General features: G+C 64.1%; 14 protein-coding genes and 1 rRNA gene. 9 read left to right on the top strand and 6 right to left on the bottom strand.

Going from position 1 to position 17,006, the window contains the following annotated elements; translation table 11 throughout:
• The first annotated feature begins 181 nt into the window (after positions 1-181).
• Complete coding sequence (locus L288_RS33125; RefSeq protein WP_031304448.1) at positions 182-2,590, top strand: ligase-associated DNA damage response DEXH box helicase; 2,409 nt, start codon at positions 182-184, stop codon at positions 2,588-2,590.
• On the opposite strand, the gene L288_RS33120 is transcribed toward L288_RS33125, so the two are convergent.
• Positions 2,587-3,126: a COG3650 family protein gene (locus L288_RS33120; protein ID WP_021238530.1), complete on the bottom strand. Its 540-nt coding sequence runs from the start codon at positions 3,124-3,126 to the stop codon at positions 2,587-2,589. The genes L288_RS33125 and L288_RS33120 overlap by 4 nt on opposite strands.
• A gap of 2 nt (positions 3,127-3,128) precedes the next feature.
• Entirely contained in the window at positions 3,129-5,636 is a 2,508-nt protein-coding gene (gene gyrB, locus L288_RS33115) for a DNA topoisomerase (ATP-hydrolyzing) subunit B (protein ID WP_031304446.1), read from the bottom strand.
• A gap of 86 nt (positions 5,637-5,722) precedes the next feature.
• Between gyrB and L288_RS33110 the strand changes: the two genes are divergently transcribed.
• Positions 5,723-6,208: a hypothetical protein gene (locus tag L288_RS33110; protein WP_021238528.1), complete on the top strand. Its 486-nt coding sequence runs from the start codon at positions 5,723-5,725 to the stop codon at positions 6,206-6,208.
• Between the two features lie 155 nt (positions 6,209-6,363).
• Positions 6,364-7,833, top strand: a complete 1,470-nt coding sequence (yczR, locus tag L288_RS33105; RefSeq protein WP_031304445.1) for a MocR-like transcription factor YczR — start codon at positions 6,364-6,366, stop codon at positions 7,831-7,833.
• Between the two features lie 76 nt (positions 7,834-7,909).
• On the opposite strand, the gene ppa is transcribed toward yczR, so the two are convergent.
• On the bottom strand, positions 7,910-8,452 hold the full coding sequence (gene ppa / locus L288_RS33100) for an inorganic diphosphatase (protein WP_021238526.1): 543 nt from the start codon (positions 8,450-8,452) through the stop codon (positions 7,910-7,912).
• Positions 8,453-8,492: 40 nt separating this feature from the next.
• On the bottom strand, positions 8,493-10,406 hold the full coding sequence (locus tag L288_RS33095; protein WP_031304444.1) for a M61 family metallopeptidase: 1,914 nt from the start codon (positions 10,404-10,406) through the stop codon (positions 8,493-8,495).
• Positions 10,407-10,559: 153 nt separating this feature from the next.
• Between L288_RS33095 and hisS the strand changes: the two genes are divergently transcribed.
• The 4 genes from hisS (at position 10,560) to L288_RS33075 (ending at position 14,811) form a co-directional block, all read left to right on the top strand.
• Positions 10,560-11,822, top strand: a complete 1,263-nt coding sequence (hisS, locus tag L288_RS33090) for a histidine--tRNA ligase (RefSeq protein WP_021238524.1) — start codon at positions 10,560-10,562, stop codon at positions 11,820-11,822.
• A complete protein-coding gene (prfA, locus tag L288_RS33085) occupies positions 11,822-12,913 on the top strand; it encodes a peptide chain release factor 1 (protein ID WP_021238523.1) in 1,092 nt (363 codons plus the stop codon). The genes hisS and prfA overlap by 1 nt, the downstream gene beginning before the upstream one ends.
• Positions 12,910-13,740 carry a peptide chain release factor N(5)-glutamine methyltransferase gene (prmC, locus tag L288_RS33080; protein WP_021238522.1) on the top strand — a complete coding sequence of 277 codons (831 nt, stop codon included), beginning with the start codon at positions 12,910-12,912 and terminating at the stop codon, positions 13,738-13,740. The genes prfA and prmC overlap by 4 nt, the downstream gene beginning before the upstream one ends.
• A 312-nt stretch (positions 13,741-14,052) precedes the next feature.
• Complete coding sequence (locus L288_RS33075; RefSeq protein WP_021238521.1) at positions 14,053-14,811, top strand: DUF4167 domain-containing protein; 759 nt, start codon at positions 14,053-14,055, stop codon at positions 14,809-14,811.
• A gap of 130 nt (positions 14,812-14,941) precedes the next feature.
• Here L288_RS33075 and L288_RS33070 read toward each other — a convergent pair whose 3' ends face one another.
• Together L288_RS33070 and L288_RS33065 are read right to left on the bottom strand one after the other, a co-directional pair.
• Entirely contained in the window at positions 14,942-15,322 is a 381-nt protein-coding gene (locus L288_RS33070; RefSeq protein ID WP_021238520.1) for an acyl-CoA thioesterase, read from the bottom strand.
• Positions 15,312-15,611, bottom strand: a complete 300-nt coding sequence (locus L288_RS33065; RefSeq protein WP_030539017.1) for a hypothetical protein — start codon at positions 15,609-15,611, stop codon at positions 15,312-15,314. The genes L288_RS33070 and L288_RS33065 overlap by 11 nt, the downstream gene beginning before the upstream one ends.
• 75 nt (positions 15,612-15,686) lie before the next feature.
• Between L288_RS33065 and L288_RS33060 the strand changes: the two genes are divergently transcribed.
• Entirely contained in the window at positions 15,687-16,115 is a 429-nt protein-coding gene (locus L288_RS33060) for a CBS domain-containing protein (protein WP_021238518.1), read from the top strand.
• A gap of 558 nt (positions 16,116-16,673) precedes the next feature.
• Positions 16,674-17,006: ribosomal RNA gene (locus L288_RS33055) — 16S ribosomal RNA — on the top strand; the annotation flags it as partial.

Raw genomic sequence — 17,006 nt, 5'->3', positions numbered from 1 at the left:
CATGGCGCATCCGGCGCGCCGGTCCGATGGTTTAAGAATAACGCTTTTGGAGGTGATGGAGCCAGAGCGGGCGGCGAAACTTTATATTTCACCGGGATTTGACCTGCTTGGGGCGGCTTTGCCCAATGACAGGGAATGAGGAGCAAGTGACAGTTCTGCCTGCGCATCCTACATCCCTGCCATGAATGTCTTACCAGAGCCGCTGCGGGAATGGTTCGCCTCTCGCGGCTGGACGCCCCGGCGGCACCAGATGGACATGCTTGCGGCGGCAAGAGCGGGCGAGCATGCGCTGCTGGTCGCGCCGACGGGCGCGGGCAAGACGCTGGCGGGGTTCCTGCCGACGCTCACCGACCTTATCGAGATTCCCATGGAGGGGCTGCACACCCTCTATGTCTCGCCGCTCAAGGCGCTCGCCGTCGATGTGCGCCGCAATCTGCTGACCCCTATCGAGGAAATGGGGTTGCCGATTCGAGTGGAAACGCGGACAGGCGACACGCCTTCGGACCGCAAGGCCCGGCAACGCGCCCGGCCGCCGCAAATCCTGCTGACGACACCTGAATCGCTATCGCTGCTGCTGAGCTATCCCGACAGCTTCCTGCTGTTCGCCAATCTGAAGACCGTCATCGTCGATGAGGTCCACGCCTTCGCCACGCAGAAGCGCGGCGACCTGCTCAGCCTGTCGCTTGCCCGTTTGCAGGCGATCAATCCGGCATTGCGGCGCGTGGCGCTGTCGGCGACCGTGGCGGACATCGACGCCTATCGCGCCTGGCTCGCGCCCGATGGAGACATCAACGCGGTGACGCCGGTCATCGGTGAAGCGGGGGCCGATCCGAATGTCGCCATCCTGATCCCCGAAGGACGCATTCCCTGGTCGGGGCATTCGGGCAAATATGCGGCCAGGCAGGTGATGGCGGAGATTGAGCGCCGGTCCACCACGCTCGTCTTCTGCAATACGCGTGGGCTCGCCGAACTCATCTTTCAGGAACTCTGGTCAGCGAACGAGGCGAACCTGCCGATCGCGATCCATCATGGCAGCCTGTCCATAGAGGCGCGGCGCAAGGTGGAAAGCGCGATGGCGGCGGGCAAGCTGCGCGCTCTGGTGGCGACCGCCTCGCTCGATCTGGGCGTCGACTGGGGCAATGTGGACTGCGTCATCCAGATGGGCGCGCCCAAGGGAAGTTCGCGCCTGTTGCAGCGTATCGGCCGCGCCAATCACCAGCTCGACATGCCGAGCGAGGCGATCCTGATCCCCGGCAACCGATTCGAATATCTGGAGGCGCGCGCGGCGCTGGACGCGGTGGAGGAGGGGGAGAGGGACGCCGACGACTTCCGCCCCGGCAGCCTGGACGTGCTGGCCCAGCATATCATGGGCCTCGCCTGCGCCGCGCCCTTCCGGGAGGAGGATCTGCTGCGCGAGGTCCGGTCGGCCCTGCCCTATAGCGCGCTCACGGAAGAGGCTTTCGCCAATGTCCTGCACTTCATCGAAGGCGGCGGCTATGCCCTGCGCGCCTATGACCGGTTCAAGCGGCTGACCCGCGATGAGGATGGCGCATGGCGCGTGTCGCACCCGCGCTTCATCCAGCAGCACCGGATGAACGCCGGGATCATCGTCGATCAGCCGGTGCTGGACGTGCGCTTCGCCAATGGCCGCAAGCTCGGAACGGTGGAGGAGAGCTTTGCCGCGACGCTGCGGCCGGGGGACAGCTTCTTCTTTTCCGGCATGGCGCTGGAGGTGGTGCGGATCGAACTCACCGATCTGGTGGTCCGCGCCACCGCCAAGCAGGCACGCATTCCCAGTTGGGGCGGCACGCGCATGGCCATGTCCACGCGGCTGGCCGACCGGGTGCGCCATTTCCTCGCCGAACCGGACGAGTGGCACCGCTTTCCCGAAGATGTGCGCGAATGGCTGGAGATGCAGAAGCACCGTTCGGCGCTGCCGCAGCCGGGGCAATTGCTGATCGAAACCTTCCCGCATGAAGGTCGCCATTATCTCGTCTGCTACAGTTTCGAAGGTTGGAATGCGCATCAGTCGCTCGGCATGCTGCTGACCCGCCGCATGGACGCACAGGGACTGATGCCGCTGGGCTTCGTGTCGAACGACTATGCGCTGGCCGTCTATGGCATGAAGCCGGTGACGGACCCGCAGAGCTTGTTTTCCGCCGACATATTGGACCATGAATTTATCGACTGGGTCGAACAGTCGAGCCTGCTGAAGCGCGCCTTTCGCGACGTGGCGGTGATATCCGGCCTGATCGAGCGGCAGCATCCCGGCAAGCGCAAGACCGGGCGGCAGGTCACATTTTCGACCGACCTTATTTATGACGTGCTGCGCAAATATGAGCCCGGACATATGCTGTTGAAGGCGGCATGGGCGGATGCGCGGGCGCGCATGACCGATGTCGGCCGCCTGGGCGATCTTATCGACCGCGCATCGGCCACGATGCTGCATGTCAGCCTGGACCGGGTCAGCCCGCTCGCCGTGCCCGTCCTCATCATCATTGGCCGGGAACAGGTCGCCCAGGCGGCGGCCGAAGACGCTCTGCTGATCGAGGCCGAAGCGCTGGTCGCCGAAGCGATGCGGCCGGATTAAAGCGGTTCATCCTCCGGGTCCTGCCGGTCGCCGCCGCAGCCGTTCAGCGTGCCTTCGCCGAAAGCGACGGACACCTGGTCGGACCAGATGGCGTCGCTCATGCCGTCGCTGCATGGACCTGGAGTAATCGTCATGGCGAACCCTTCGCCCAGATAGCGGATCGCGCGTTCATCGCCGTTGCGCGATACGGCGAAGGAGCGGGGCGGCTTGTCCGGCCGTTCCAACAGGGCGGTCGATCCCTTCACCGTCACCGCCCAGAAAGGCTCCGTGCCGATCGCGCGATAGCGCTCTGCCGGTGCCGGTACGGGCGCTGGCTGGCGACGGGGCGCTGGAGCAGGGGGCGGCGGCGGGCTATCCGCCTCCGCCGCATTCTGGCTGTTGCCGATGCTCTGGTTGATGATCGGCACGCTGGCGGCGGGCTGGCCGGGATTGTCCTCGCGCACAGTCTCGACCTTCGCCGGTTCGGCGTTGCAGGCGGCGAGCAGCAGGGGCAGGAGCGCGGCGAGGGCGCTCTTTCCGCAAGCCCGCCCCGGCACGATCAGACGTCCAGATTGGCGACGTTCAGCGCATTGTCCTGAATGAACTCGCGCCGTGGTTCGACGACATCACCCATCAGGCGGGTGAAGATTTCGTCGGCGACGTCAGCCTGTTCGACTTCCACCCGCAGCATGGAGCGGTTGTCGGGGTCCAGGGTGGTTTCCCACAGCTGCTCGGCATTCATTTCGCCCAGCCCCTTGTAGCGCTGGATCGACAGGCCCTTGCGCCCGGCGGCCAGTACAGCTTCCAGCAATTCGCTCGGCCGCGTGACCAGCGTCGAGCCCTTTGTGGCGACCGGCAGGTCATCCTCGCCCGCTTCGTCGGCGGCCTGCGCCGCCTTGGCGGTGACCAAGCGGCTGCTGGTGCGGTAGCTGGCCGCTTCCTCCGCGGCGATGGCGTGCAGCTTGCGCGCTTCGGCCGATCCGATGAAGCCATGTTCGATCATGTGATGATCGGTCACGCCGCGCCACAGCCGTTCGAAATGGAAGCCGCCCTCCTCGGCGATCCGGCCGCTCCAGCTGCCTTCATCGTCCTGCGTGTCCATCCACTGGACAGTCGCGGCCAGCCGCTCAGCCTGCGCGTCGTGGCTGAGTTCAGGGTCAAGCGCGCCGTTGATCGCCAGCGCTTCGATGATCGCCGGATTGTAGCGGCGGGGCACGTAGCGCATCACCGCGCGCATTCGGCGGCCATGTTCGATCAGATGGCGCAGATCCTCGCCCATGCGCCGCCCGTCCTGCGTTTCCAGCGCCATCGAATCGACGCCATTGTCGATCAGATACTGCTCCAGCGCAGCTTCATTCTTGAGATAGACCTCGGACCGGCCGCGCGTCGCCTTGTAGAGGGGCGGCTGGGCGATGTAGAGGTGCCCCGCCTCAATGATCTGCGGCATCTGGCGGTAGAAGAAGGTCAGCAGCAGCGTGCGGATATGCGCGCCGTCCACGTCGGCGTCGGTCATGATGACGATCTTGTGGTAGCGCAGCTTTTCCAGGTTGAAATCGTCGCGGATGCCGGTCCCCATCGCCTGGATCAGCGTGCCGACTTCCTTGGACGAGAGCATCCGGTCGAAACGGGCGCGCTCCACGTTCAGGATCTTGCCCTTGAGCGGCAGGATCGCCTGGTTGTGGCGATTGCGTCCCTGCTTGGCCGAACCGCCCGCCGAATCGCCCTCCACCAGGAAAAGTTCGGACTTGGCGGGGTCACGCTCCTGACAGTCGGCGAGCTTGCCGGGCAGGGAGGCGATGTCCATCACGCCCTTGCGCCGGGTGAGTTCGCGCGCCTTCTTGGCGGCTTCCCGCGCGGCGGCGGCGTCGATCACCTTCTGCACGATCAGGCGGCCGTTGGCGGGATTTTCCTCCAGCCATTCGGCCATCTTGTCGGCCATCAGGCTTTCAAGCGGCTGGCGCACTTCGGAGGAAACCAGCTTGTCCTTGGTCTGCGAGGAAAATTTGGGGTCGGGCAGCTTTACCGACACAATGGCCGTCAGCCCTTCGCGCATATCCTCGCCGGTAAGGGAGACCTTCTCCTTCTTCAACAGGCCTGACTTGTCCGCATAATTGTTGAGCGTGCGGGTCAGCGCGGCACGGAAGGCGGCCAGATGGGTGCCGCCGTCCCGCTGCGGGATGTTGTTGGTGAAGCAGAGGACATTTTCGTAATAGCTGTCATTCCACTCCAGCGCGACGTCGATCGTCACTTCGTCGCGGGTGCCGGAAATGGCGATCGGATCGGGCATCAGCGGCTGCTTGTTGCGGTCGAGCCACTTCACGAAGGCCGCGATGCCGCCTTCATAATAAAGCTCGACTTCCTTTTTTTCCTCATGCCGCGCGTCGACCAGGAACAGGCGCACGCCGCTGTTGAGGAAAGCCAGCTCGCGATAGCGATGCTCAAGCTTGTCGAAGTCGAATTCGGTATGGTTCTTGAAGGTGCCGCCATCGCCGGGGACCTTCTCGATCGAGGGCAGGAAGGTGACGCGCGTGCCCTTCTTGCCCTCTGGCGCATCGCCCACGACCTTGAGCGGCGCGACGGCGTCGCCATAGGCAAAGCGCATATAATGCTCCTTGCCGTCCCGCCAGATGTTGAGGTCCAGATATTCGCTGAGCGCGTTCACAACCGACACGCCCACGCCGTGCAGGCCGCCCGACACCTTGTAGGCATTGTCATCTGACGTATTTTCGAATTTCCCGCCCGCATGCAGCTGGGTCATGATGACTTCGGCCGCCGACACGCCTTCTTCCCGGTGTATGTCGGTGGGAATGCCGCGGCCATTATCCTCCACGCTGACCGATCCGTCTGGATTGAGCGTGATTAGGATGCGGTCGCAATGGCCCGCCAGCGCTTCGTCGATGGCGTTGTCCGACACCTCGAAAACCATGTGGTGCAGGCCCGATCCGTCATCGGTGTCGCCGATATACATGCCGGGCCGCTTGCGCACCGCGTCCAGCCCCTTGAGGACCTTGATGCTGTCGGCGCCATAGCTGTTGCTGTTGGGGGTGTTCTGACTTTCCTCGCTCATGGCGGGCATATAGGGTCTTGGCCTAAGAAACTAAAGCGAAACATGGCGGCTTCCGCCCCGGCGGCGCTCGGTCTATCAGGCTGATCATGCGCAGCATCCTGTCCCTCATCCTCCTCCTTTGCGCCTGTTCCGACAGCAGTGACGTGCTGGAACAACTGCCCAACAGCTCCATAGCCGGAGCGCCGCGCGACGAGATGCCCGAAACCCGCCTGGAGGCGCGGATCAAGCGCGCGGTGACGATCGGGGAAGACGGCCCGCGCCTCGACGCATGCGGGGCGATGGGGCAGGTGGTGCGTGTCGGACCCTCCGGCCTTGCCATGCGCGCTGCACCCTTCGCCGAAGCGGAGGAGACCGGGCGGCTGGCGGAGGGCGCGCGCGCCCATGTCTGCACCCGCAGCCTGGATCAGAAATGGCTGGGCATCGTCGTGCCGCCAGCGGCAGATGCGAATGCTGCGGGCGGCGGCGGCATCGATTGCGGAGTGTCCAGCCCGGTCGAGCGGAAACAGCCTTATGACGGACCCTGCATGAGCGGCTGGGTATCAAGCGCTTCGATCCGGCTGGTGGCGGGCTGATCAGTCTTCGATGAAAAGGGACCGGCCGACGGGGGCTCCTTGCCGGCCGGTCAGGGGGCAAGTCATATCGCTGTTGTGGCGGAAATTGGCATTGTACAGAAGGGCCAGATTTCTATAAGTGGACCGTAGTTGTCCCGATAGATACAGGTAAGCGCATGTCCACTTCCGCCCTTAGGCCACCCTCTCTTCTGCGCCTGCTAGGCGCATGGCGCGTAGAGGACAGTGCAGAGCCCGCCTATCGGCAGCTCGCCCAGGCCTTGCGAATGCTGGTGCTGGACGGGCGGATCGGCCTTAATGTCCGCCTGCCCGGCGAGCGGGAACTGGCGGCGGCGCTGGGTCTCAGCCGGACGACCATCGCGGCCGCGTTCGATCGCCTTCGCGACGAAGGCTATCTGGAAAGCCGCCAGGGATCGGGCAGCGTGACGCGCCTTCCGCCCGGCCGGATGGATCAGCCCGAAGCGCCGGACTTGCCCGGCGAGCAGGGGGGCGGCAACATTCTCAACTGGACGCATGCCGCTTTGCCCGCCGCGCCGGGCGTGGGCCGCGCCTTCCAGGCGGCGGTGGAGGCGCTGCCCGCTTATCTGGGCGAGTTGGGCTATGATCCGCTGGGCCTCCCTTTGCTGCGCCGGGCGATCGCGGCCTGGTTCGAACGGCGGGGCTGCCCGACCAGCGCGGACCAGATCATCGTCACCAACGGCGCGCAGCAGGGATTCGCGCTGCTGCTGCAATGGCTGGCGCGGCCGGGCGATCGCGGGGTGATCGATCATCCGACCTATCATAATGTGATACAGGCGCTGCAAAGGGCGCATGTCGTGCCGGTGCCTGTCGGCCTTCCAGCGGAGGGGTGGGACATCGACGCGATGGACGCGGCCTTCCGGCAGACGAGCCCGCGCTTTGCCTACCTCATTCCCGACTTTCACAATCCCACCGGGCGCAGCATGGACCCCGCGACCCGCCGGGCGCTGGCCGCAACGGCCGCCAGCACGCACACGCCGCTGATCATCGATGAGACGATGGTGGAGATGGGGCTGGATTTCAGCCCGCCGCCGCCCGTCGCGGTGCATGATCCGTCCGGGCGGCAGGTGATCACCATGGGATCGGCGAGCAAGATCTTCTGGGGCGGCCTTCGCGTCGGCTGGATTCGGGCCGATCCGCAGACGATCGCGGCGCTGGGCCGCTTGCGCACCACCATGGACATGGCGAGCCCGATCGTGGAGCAACTGGCCGCCGCGCAACTGATCGACGCAGGCGAGGGGCTGGGGCAGCGGGCAGGGGTGCTCCGGGCGCGCCGGGACCATCTGATCCGCATGGTCGAACAGCATTTGCCGCACTGGCGCGTCGAATCGCCTGCGGGCGGCCTGTCGCTCTGGGCCGAACTGCCGCGCGGCGAGGCGACGGCGCTGGCAGCGCTGGCGGAAAGCCATGGCGTGCGTGTCGCGCCGGGTCCGCGCTTCGGCGTCAACGGCGCGTTCGAACGCTTCCTGCGCCTGCCTTTCACCCTGACGGAAGATCAGCTGACGAGCGGGGTGCAAAGGCTCGCCGAGGCGGACGCCCGGCTCCACGCGCGCCTGCCGCGGGGGCGCGATTCGGTGGCGGCGGTGCTGGAGGCGGACCGGCTGATTTGAGGCGGTGGACGAGAGGGAACAAAAAAAGGCCGCGCGGGACATATCCTGCGCGGCCTTCTATCTCACCAAAGGCGGATCAGGCCGCCTTCTTCGCCGCCTGATAGCGCTCAATCGCTTCCAGCGTGATGCGGCGGGCGTCTTCCGCGCCGCCCCAGGTCCCGACGCGCACCCACTTCTTCTTTTCCAGGTCCTTGTAATGGGTGAAGAAATGCTCGATCTGCTCCATCACGATGCCGGGCAGATCGTCCTTCTCGCTGACGTTGGAATAATAAGGGAAGACCGAATCGGCAGGCACGCAGACCAGCTTTTCATCGCCGCCCGCTTCATCCTCCAGATTCAGCACCGCGATCGGCCGGGCGGCGACGACCGCACCCGGAATGAAGGGCGAACGGGCGATCACCAGCGCATCGAGCGGATCGCCATCAGGCGACAGGGTGTGCGGCACGAAGCCGTAATTGGCCGGATAGCGCATGGGCGTGTGGAGGATGCGGTCCACGAACAAGGCGCCCGACGCCTTATCGAACTCATATTTCACGGGTTCGCCGCCGGTCGGCACTTCGATGATGACGTTCAGGCTGTGGGGCGGATCGTCGCCGACCGGGATCAGTTCGATATTCATGGACTTCAAGCCTTTTGATGCACGTTGGCGTTGCGGGTGATTATGTCCTTGGTTTGAGCAGCCGGTCGAGGCTGCCTTCACCCTCTCCTGATTTTTCGAGGCGCGGATAGCGCAGGCCGCCGGAATAAGCGAGCGTCAAAGTGCGGTAGTATTTATCCTGTTTGACGATGATCTCCATCGGCTTTCCGGCTTTCAGCGCGGCCTTGAAGACGTCGCCCGAATATTCATCGCCATTGATCGCGACGATCTTCGCCCCGATGACCAGACCGGCCTTGAAGGCGGCGCTGTCCCACACGACGTTCGAAATCTCGCCGTCACCCTTGACGATCAGGCCGACGCCAAAGCTCTGGTCGACATTCTTGCCCTCCGCCGCCTTGGTGAAGGCGTTGGGCGTGTCGCTATAGACCAGCTTGTAGCCGCCCATCGCAAAGCCGCCCTTGGGCGTTTCGCGCGTCGTGCTGTCGACATATTTGGCGAAGAAGCCCGCCCAGTCATAGGGCGCGACGCCGTTCAACGTCCTGATCACGTCGTCGCGATTATAGACGACCTGACCCCAGTCGCCCGGATTGATGCCGAAGAAGGCTTTGGCGAAATCGTCCAGCCCCTTCGCCCCGCGCGTCTGGCGGCGGATGATGGCGTCCGCCTCCAGCCAGATCATCATCCCTTCATTATAATAGTCCTCCGACCGCTGCCAGCTCGACCAGCCCTTGGGCCGCCGCGCGGAGATGATGGGGTCATGCGTGGTGTCCTCCATAGGCCGCCATTCCCGGCCTCGCGCCGTGTCCAGCTTGGCCGCGATATGGGCATAGGCGTCCAGAGTCTCCTGCTTGGTGAAGAGGCCCGAGCGTGCGCCCAGCACATAGCCCCAGAATTGCGTCTGCCCTTCATAGACCCACAGCAGATTGTCCTGCATCGGCACGTTGAAATCGGGGGTCCACAGCAGGTCCGGGCGGCGGAACTTGCCGTCCCAGCTATGGGTGAACTCATGCGGCAGAAGGTTTCGGTCCAGCAGCGCGTCGCCTTCGCCCCATTTCTTGAAATAGCCCGGCTCCACCTGATTTTCCGACGAGCGGTGATGTTCAAGGCCGATGCCGCCCATTTCGTCGGTGATGGCGAGCAGGAAGTCATAATGATCGAAATGATAGGCGCCGAACAGCGCGCCCGCTTCATCGACCAGCTTCTTGTGCCTGGCGATCTGTTCCGGCTTCGCGTCCAGTTCGTCCGCATCGTCGGCGACGATGTTGAGCGTGACGTTATGGCCCAGGTCGAAGGGCTTGAAATAGCGTCCGGCAAAGACCGGCGAATCCTGGAGCGCTTCATAGTCGATCGTGTCGTAGGTGACGGTCGATCCGCTTTTCCTGCCGCGCAGCGCGGTCGCCGCCTGCCATCCTTCGGGATAGGTGACGGTCGCCTGGACAGGGATCTGCCGCGTATAATAGCCCGCCGGATAGAGCGACATGGACTCCCACTGAATGTTCAGCATCTTGGGCGTCACAACCACGCGGCCCTGGTTAGGCTGGGTCGCGGACAGGAACTGGAAGGAGGCGACCACTTCGCGCGCGCCCTGCGGCACGTCGATGATGAAGCCATAGACGTTGAGCGGATCGCGTTTCCAGCCGACCGGCTTGCCGTCGGCGGTGAAGCTGAGGCCGCTGATCTTTTCGATCTGCCCGCGCGGTGCGTGATTGCCCGGTATCCATTCGGGCAGGAGCAGCGTAATCGGGCCGCTGGACGCGACGGGAATACGTTCCTTCACGCGGAAGATGCGCTGGGTGGTGTCGCTGGCGTCAATCTCCAGCCTGATGGTGCCGCCGGGATAGGGAATGTCGCGCGGGGCGGGGGTGGCGTCGCTGACCGGCAGGGCCGTGGGTTTTGACCTTATGGCATCCTGGGCGGCGAGCGGGCTGATGACGGCAGTGGAAAGCAGGAGGGCGGCAGCAAGGCTGCGGATCATGGCTGACTCCGAAAAAAAGATGAGGCTGGAATGCCTTATGAAATCAGCATGACGAGCCAAAATGCCCGCGTCCACCCCCAAGAAGAGCTGCGACATAATCTGACAAAAAAGCGCGTTTCCTTGGGCGTTCTTTGTCGCTAAAGGCGCATTCCCATGGCGAAAATCGAAACCCCGCGCCCGGTGCGCGGCACGCAGGACATGCTGGGGGGCACGGCGGAAGCGTTCCAGGAACGTTTCGCGCATGTCGTGGCGGCGTTCGACAAGGTGCGCAGGCTCTATGGCTTTCAACGCGTCGAAGTGCCCGTCTTCGAAGCGACCGCCGTGTTCGCCCGTTCCCTGGGCGAAAGCACCGACGTGGTTTCAAAGGAAATGTACACGTTCGACGATCGCGGCGGCGACAGCATCACTTTGCGTCCCGAATTCACCGCCGGGATCGCCCGCGCCTATGTGACCGAAGGCTGGCAGCAATATGCGCCGCTGAAAGTGGCGACCAACGGTCCGCTGTTCCGTTATGAACGCCCGCAAAAGGGCCGCTTCCGCCAGTTCCATCAGCTTGACGCGGAGATTATCGGCGCGGGCGAACCAGGCGCCGATATCGAATTGCTGGTCTTCGCCGACCAGCTTTTGCGTGAACTTGGCGTGTCCGAAGGCGTGACGCTCAATCTCAACACGTTGGGCGACGCGCAGAGCCGCGAAGCCTGGCGCGCGGCGCTGATCGCGCATTTCGAGGCGCATCGCGACCAGCTTTCCGAGGAAAGCCTGGACCGGCTGAACCGCAATCCGCTGCGCATCCTGGACAGCAAGGACCCGCGCGACCGGCCCGTCGCCGACAGCGCGCCGGACATAGATGCCTATCTGACCGATGAAGCAAAAGCCTTCTTCGACAAGGTGACGGCGGGGCTGGACGCGGCGGGCGTCGCATGGGAACGCAATTCCCGGCTGGTGCGCGGACTGGACTATTACCGCCATACCGCGTTCGAATTCATCACGGACCGCCTTGGCGCGCAGGGCACAGTGCTGGGCGGCGGCCGCTATGACGGGCTGATCGAGAATCTGGGCGGACCGGCCACTCCCGCCGTTGGATGGGCGGCGGGCATCGAACGGCTGGCGATGCTGATCGACGCGCCTCAGCAGGACAGGCCCAGCGTCGCGGTCATCCCGATGGGCGAGGCGGCCGAAACCAAGGCCACCGGCATCATCGCCGATCTGCGCCGCAACGGCGTCGCGTGCGACATGGGGTATCGCGGCAATATGAAGAAGCGGATGCAGCGCGCCAATGCTTCGGGCGCCGCCTGGGCGATCATCCTTGGCGACGATGAACTGGCGCGCGGTGAAGCAGCGCTGCGCGACCTGCGATCGGGCGAGCAGCAGGCGGTTCCTCTCGCTGCCCTGGTCGAGAAGCTGACGGCGCTCTGATGCATATCTCCGCCGAACGCATCGCGCAGATCGAGGCGCGCCGGGACGAGGTGCAGGCGTCGATGACGCGCGCCGACCTGCCGCCCGAAGAGTTTGTGCGGTTGTCGAAGGAATATGCCGAGATCGAGCCGGTGGCCAAGGCCGCGCATGAAGTGCGCAGGCTGCGGCAGGAATTGAAGGCGCTCGAATATATGGCGGGCGGCGACGATGCGGAGGCGGACCCGCTGATGCGGGAAATGGCGCAGGAGGAGATGCAGCTGATCAAGCAGCAGCTTCCCGAGGCCGAACGCGCGCTGGCGCTGCAATTGCTGCCCCGCGACGCCGCCGACGCCCGCCCGGCGATGCTGGAAATTCGCGCCGGGACGGGCGGCGATGAAGCCGCGCTGTTCGCTGGCGACCTGTTCCGCATGTACCAGCGCTATGCCGATGCGCAGGGTTGGAAGATGGAGATGATCTCCGCCAACGCAGCCGAAGTCGGCGGGTTCAAGGAAGTCGTCGCCAGCGTCACTGGCACCGGCGTCTTCGCCAAACTCAAGTTCGAAAGCGGCGTCCACCGGGTCCAGCGCGTGCCCGTCACCGAAAGCGGCGGGCGAATCCACACCTCCGCCGCCACGGTCGCGGTGCTGCCGGAACCGGAGGAAGTCGATGTGCAGATCGCCGACGGCGACCTCAAGATCGACATCTATCGCGCTTCGGGGGCGGGAGGGCAGCATGTCAACACGACTGACAGCGCCGTGCGCATCACCCATTTGCCCAGCGGCATCGTCGTCACCCAGCAGGATGAACGGTCGCAGCACAAGAACAAGGCCAAGGCGATGCAGGTGTTGCGCGCGCGCCTTTACGAAGCCGAGCGCGACCGTGCGCAGAGCGAGCAGGCAGGCGCGCGCAAGGCGATGGTGGGCTCCGGCGACCGTTCGGAACGCATCCGCACCTATAACTTCCCCCAAGGCCGCGTCACTGATCACCGCATCAACCTGACCCTGCACCGCCTGCCGGAGATTTTGGAAGGCCCCGGCCTGGCCGAGGTGATCGACGCGCTGGTGGCCGAGGATGAAGCGGCGCGGCTGGCGCAACTGGACAGTGCGGGGTGAGCATCGCGCAGGCGCTGCGGGATGGGGCGCTTATCCTGCAACCGGTCAGCGGCACGGCCCGGCTGGACGCCGAATTGCTGCTTGCCCATGCATTGGGGATCAATCGCGGCGAAATGCTGCTTCGTCAGCAGGAACTGACCGTGCCTGCCGCTTTTGCCGGGCTGATGGAACGGCGGCTGGGCGGGGAGCCGGTGGCCTATATTATTGGCACGCGCGATTTCTGGACGATCAGCCTGCATGTGACGCCCGATGTCCTCATTCCACGGCCCGACAGCGAGACGTTGATCGAAGCCGCCATCGATCATTTCGGCCCGCATTCGCCCCGCAGCATCCTCGATCTGGGCACAGGGTCGGGCGCCTTGCTGCTGGCGGCGCTTGATCAATGGCCGCAGGCGCGGGGGCTGGGCATCGACATTTCGCCCGCCGCACTGGCGGTGGCGCGGGGCAATGCCGAACGGCTGGGCGTGGCCGGGCGGGCCGATTTCCGCCTGGGCGATTGGGCGGAAGGGTTGGAGGGCAGGTTCGACCTGATCCTGATCAATCCGCCCTATATCGCGCGGGACGCAGATTTGACCGGCGACGTCCTGCGCGAGCCGGAAGGGGCCCTGTTCGCCGGGCCGGAAGGGCTGGACGATTATCGCCGGATCGCGCCCATGCTGCCGCGCCTGCTGGCAGATGGCGGCATGGCGGCGATCGAGATCGGCCATGATCAGCGCGAGAGCGTTACCAAATTGCTGTGCGATCAAGGGCTTGAGGTGCGTGCACAGCACGATCTGGCGGGCCATGCGCGCTGCCTGATCGCGAAGCGCGGACGCCTTGCGGACTGAGGAAGGAAATTGCGGCCGGTCCAAGTTAAAATCGCTTGGTTTATTGCCACGGAGCCACTACATGAAGTGCAGGGACGGCACTATCCTGAGGATCTGCCCTGTGGGGCCGCGACTAGAAGAGGCCGTTTACCCGCTCCTTCAACGTCACGATGGCGCTGCTGCGCAGGCGCCACTGGCAGCATGAGGGCAAGGGCTGGCTTGCGGCCCCTGTCCGGCGGAGCCCTACCGGCCTGATGAACAGGCGGTGCTTTAGGATGGCGACTGAACAGTGTTTTCAGTGAATGATGGCAAAGTGAACGCAAGGACCAGCTCTTGATCAACAACAGGCAGGCCGGTCGCCGTAATCGCGGCCGGAACAATAATGGCCGTCCCAATGGCGGCAACCGGGGCGGCGGGGACAATGGCAACCGGATCGACAGCCGCGCGCGTGGCAATGCGGCCCAGCTTCTTGAAAAATACAAGAACATGGCCCGCGACGCGCAGATGGCCGGGGACCGTGTGAACGCGGAATATTATCTGCAATTTGCGGATCATTATTTCCGCGTGCTGGCCGACAACCGCGCCCGGCAGGAAGAGCAGCAGCAACGCTTCCGCCGCCCGGACGATAATTTCGATTATGAGGGCGACGATTTCGACACGTCCGACTTTTCGGGCGAGGAAGGCCGTGCCGAACAGCCGCAGTCCGAGCGCTCCTTCGAAGGCGATCGCCGCCGTGACCAGCCCCGCGAGCAGCGGGAAGACCGTGGCGACCGGAACAACCGCCGCGATCGCGGCCGCCGGGAACGGCCGGTCTATGCCGAAGCCGCCGACCAGCCGGAGCAGGACGCTCCCGTTGCCGAAGCTCCTGTGGCGGAAAGCGTGCTTGCGCCCCAGCCGGAGGCCGAAGCACCTCGTCCCCGCCGTGGCCGTCCGCGCAAGACCGAAGCGGCGCAAGCCACTGATGATGCGGGTCTGGACGTTGCCGTGCTGCCTCCCTCCATTGCCCGCGCCGACAATGATGCGGAGCCCGTCGAGGAAGCGCCGCGCAAGCGCACCCGCCGGGCACGCCCCGCTGCGGAAGCGGCTGAGTGATCGCGGCCTATTTTAGCGGAAGAAATCAGGAAGGACGGCGCATCGTGCGTCGTCCTTCTTGCGTATGAACGCGCTTGTTGCGGCTCGTGAATCAGGATCGCACAGCCTTTCTTTACCGACCGCTACAGCGTCAACTGGCTGGCAACTCCCGGGGCCGGTGATTTTCGTCCAGCGCGACGAAGGTGAACAGGCCGCTGGTGAGGTCGATCTGCTGCTGCTCGCGGCCCCTCGTCGCAACGACGTCGACCCGCACCCCGACCGAGCTGCGCCCCCGCCTTTCCTCCCGCGCATAGACTGACACGATATCGCCCACCAGCATGGGCGAAATGAACTTCATGCTTTCGATCGCGACCGTGGCCACCGCCCCTTGTGCGATGCGTCCGGCGACGATGCCGCCTGCTATGTCCATCTGGCTCAATATCCATCCGCCGAAGATATGGCCGTTGGTGTTGATCTGGCTGAGGTGCGGCACAACGCGCAGAACCACCTCGCCCCTGTCGTCAGTCGTCAATGGACACCTCGTCTTTCATCGGGTCGATGACCTGCTGGTCATGCCCGCTTCCGCTGGACAGGAAGACCAGCGCCATCAATCCGGTACCCAGCATGAAAGTCAACCATACGCCGATGATCGTCGCCAGGATCATGTGCAGCGGCATCGGCCCTGCCCACAAGCGCAGCGCGATCAGTGCCAGGCCGACGCAGGCCGCTCCGCCCAGCGCCATCCACAGCATGATCCGGCGGAACCGGCCCCATGCGGCCGCCGCGATTTGCGGGTCATCCAACCCCTGTTTGTCTCTCATCCCTTTTCTTTGGGGAGTGAAAGTGGGATCATCAAGTGACGGGCGCACAATGTCCGGGTGATGAGGAGGTGGACCATGACGATCAGCGCGATTCTGCAAGGCAAGGGACGCGAGGTCATCCAGGTCAGCTCTGATGAAAGCGTGCTTTCGGCCGTGCGGCTGCTGTCGGAAAAGCGGATCGGCTGCGTGCCGGTGGTGGATGATGGCCAGGTCGTCGGGGTTTTCTCCGAACGCGACCTCCTTCACCATGTCGCGCGGGATGGGGCGGCGGCGCTGGACCGCCGGGTGGGCGACGTTATGACCGCGCCCGCGATCACGATCGATGAGAAGACTCCGGTCATCCACTGCCTGTCGCTGATGACGAAGCGGCGGATACGGCATCTGCCGGTCGTCGTGGAAGGCAATCTGGCCGGACTGGTGTCCATCGGCGATCTGGTCAAGTTCCGCATAGACAGCATCGAATCGGAAGCTGCCGCACTGCGCAACTATATCCAGTCGGCCTGATCGCCAGCGCGTCGGCAGCTAGGCCGTCAGGTAAAGCGGATAGGAAACCAGCAGCCGCACCGCCTTGCAGAACGGCAGTGTGAGGCGGTGCGAGGGCCTTCTGCATTTTCGCGTCGGCTGGGGAGCAATGTCTTCGGCGCCATCAGCCGGTCCCACGCCTCCACAGCCTAACCCCCAAAAATTTCTGAAACAAAAGTGCAAAAAGTGTTTGACGGTTCGGGAAGCCCTCCATATATGCCGCCTCACCGGACGGAACGACGCCAACGCGGCGCTGAAACGGACGGTCGCCAACATAGACGGGACGCATCTCCCTCGGAACAGGTTTCGAGGAAGAATGGCTGTCCCTCTTAAGTTGTCGAGTTCTTTGACATTGTTGATTGATGAAGGGACATGTGGGCGGCGGCTCCGGGTCCTGCGGCTTCTAGGCGCAGGGTGCTCGGTTAAATATGCCATTTCTCACGATGTCCTTACACACCATGTAAGAATTGTGCAGGAATGGCTCCTGGAAATGAGCGGTTCATTCTCGGGAATATTCCTCCTGGGATTGGATCGGACATCAAACTTGAGAGTTTGATCCTGGCTCAGAACGAACGCTGGCGGCATGCCTAATACATGCAAGTCGAACGATCTCTTCGGAGATAGTGGCGCACGGGTGCGTAACGCGTGGGAATCTGCCCTTGGGTTCGGAATAACGTCGGGAAACTGACGCTAATACCGGATGATGACGTAAGTCCAAAGATTTATCGCCCAGGGATGAGCCCGCGTAGGATTAGCTAGTTGGTTGGGTAAAGGCTGACCAAGGCGACGATCCTTAGCTGGTCTGAGAGGATGATCAGCCACACTGGGACTGAGACACGGCCCAGACTCCTACGGGAGGCAGCAGTAGGGAAT

Origin of the sequence: Sphingobium quisquiliarum P25 (assembly GCF_000445065.1) — a bacterium.
Lineage (GTDB): Bacteria > Pseudomonadota > Alphaproteobacteria > Sphingomonadales > Sphingomonadaceae > Sphingobium > Sphingobium quisquiliarum.
This window is presented reverse-complemented; position numbering and strand designations above follow the sequence as displayed.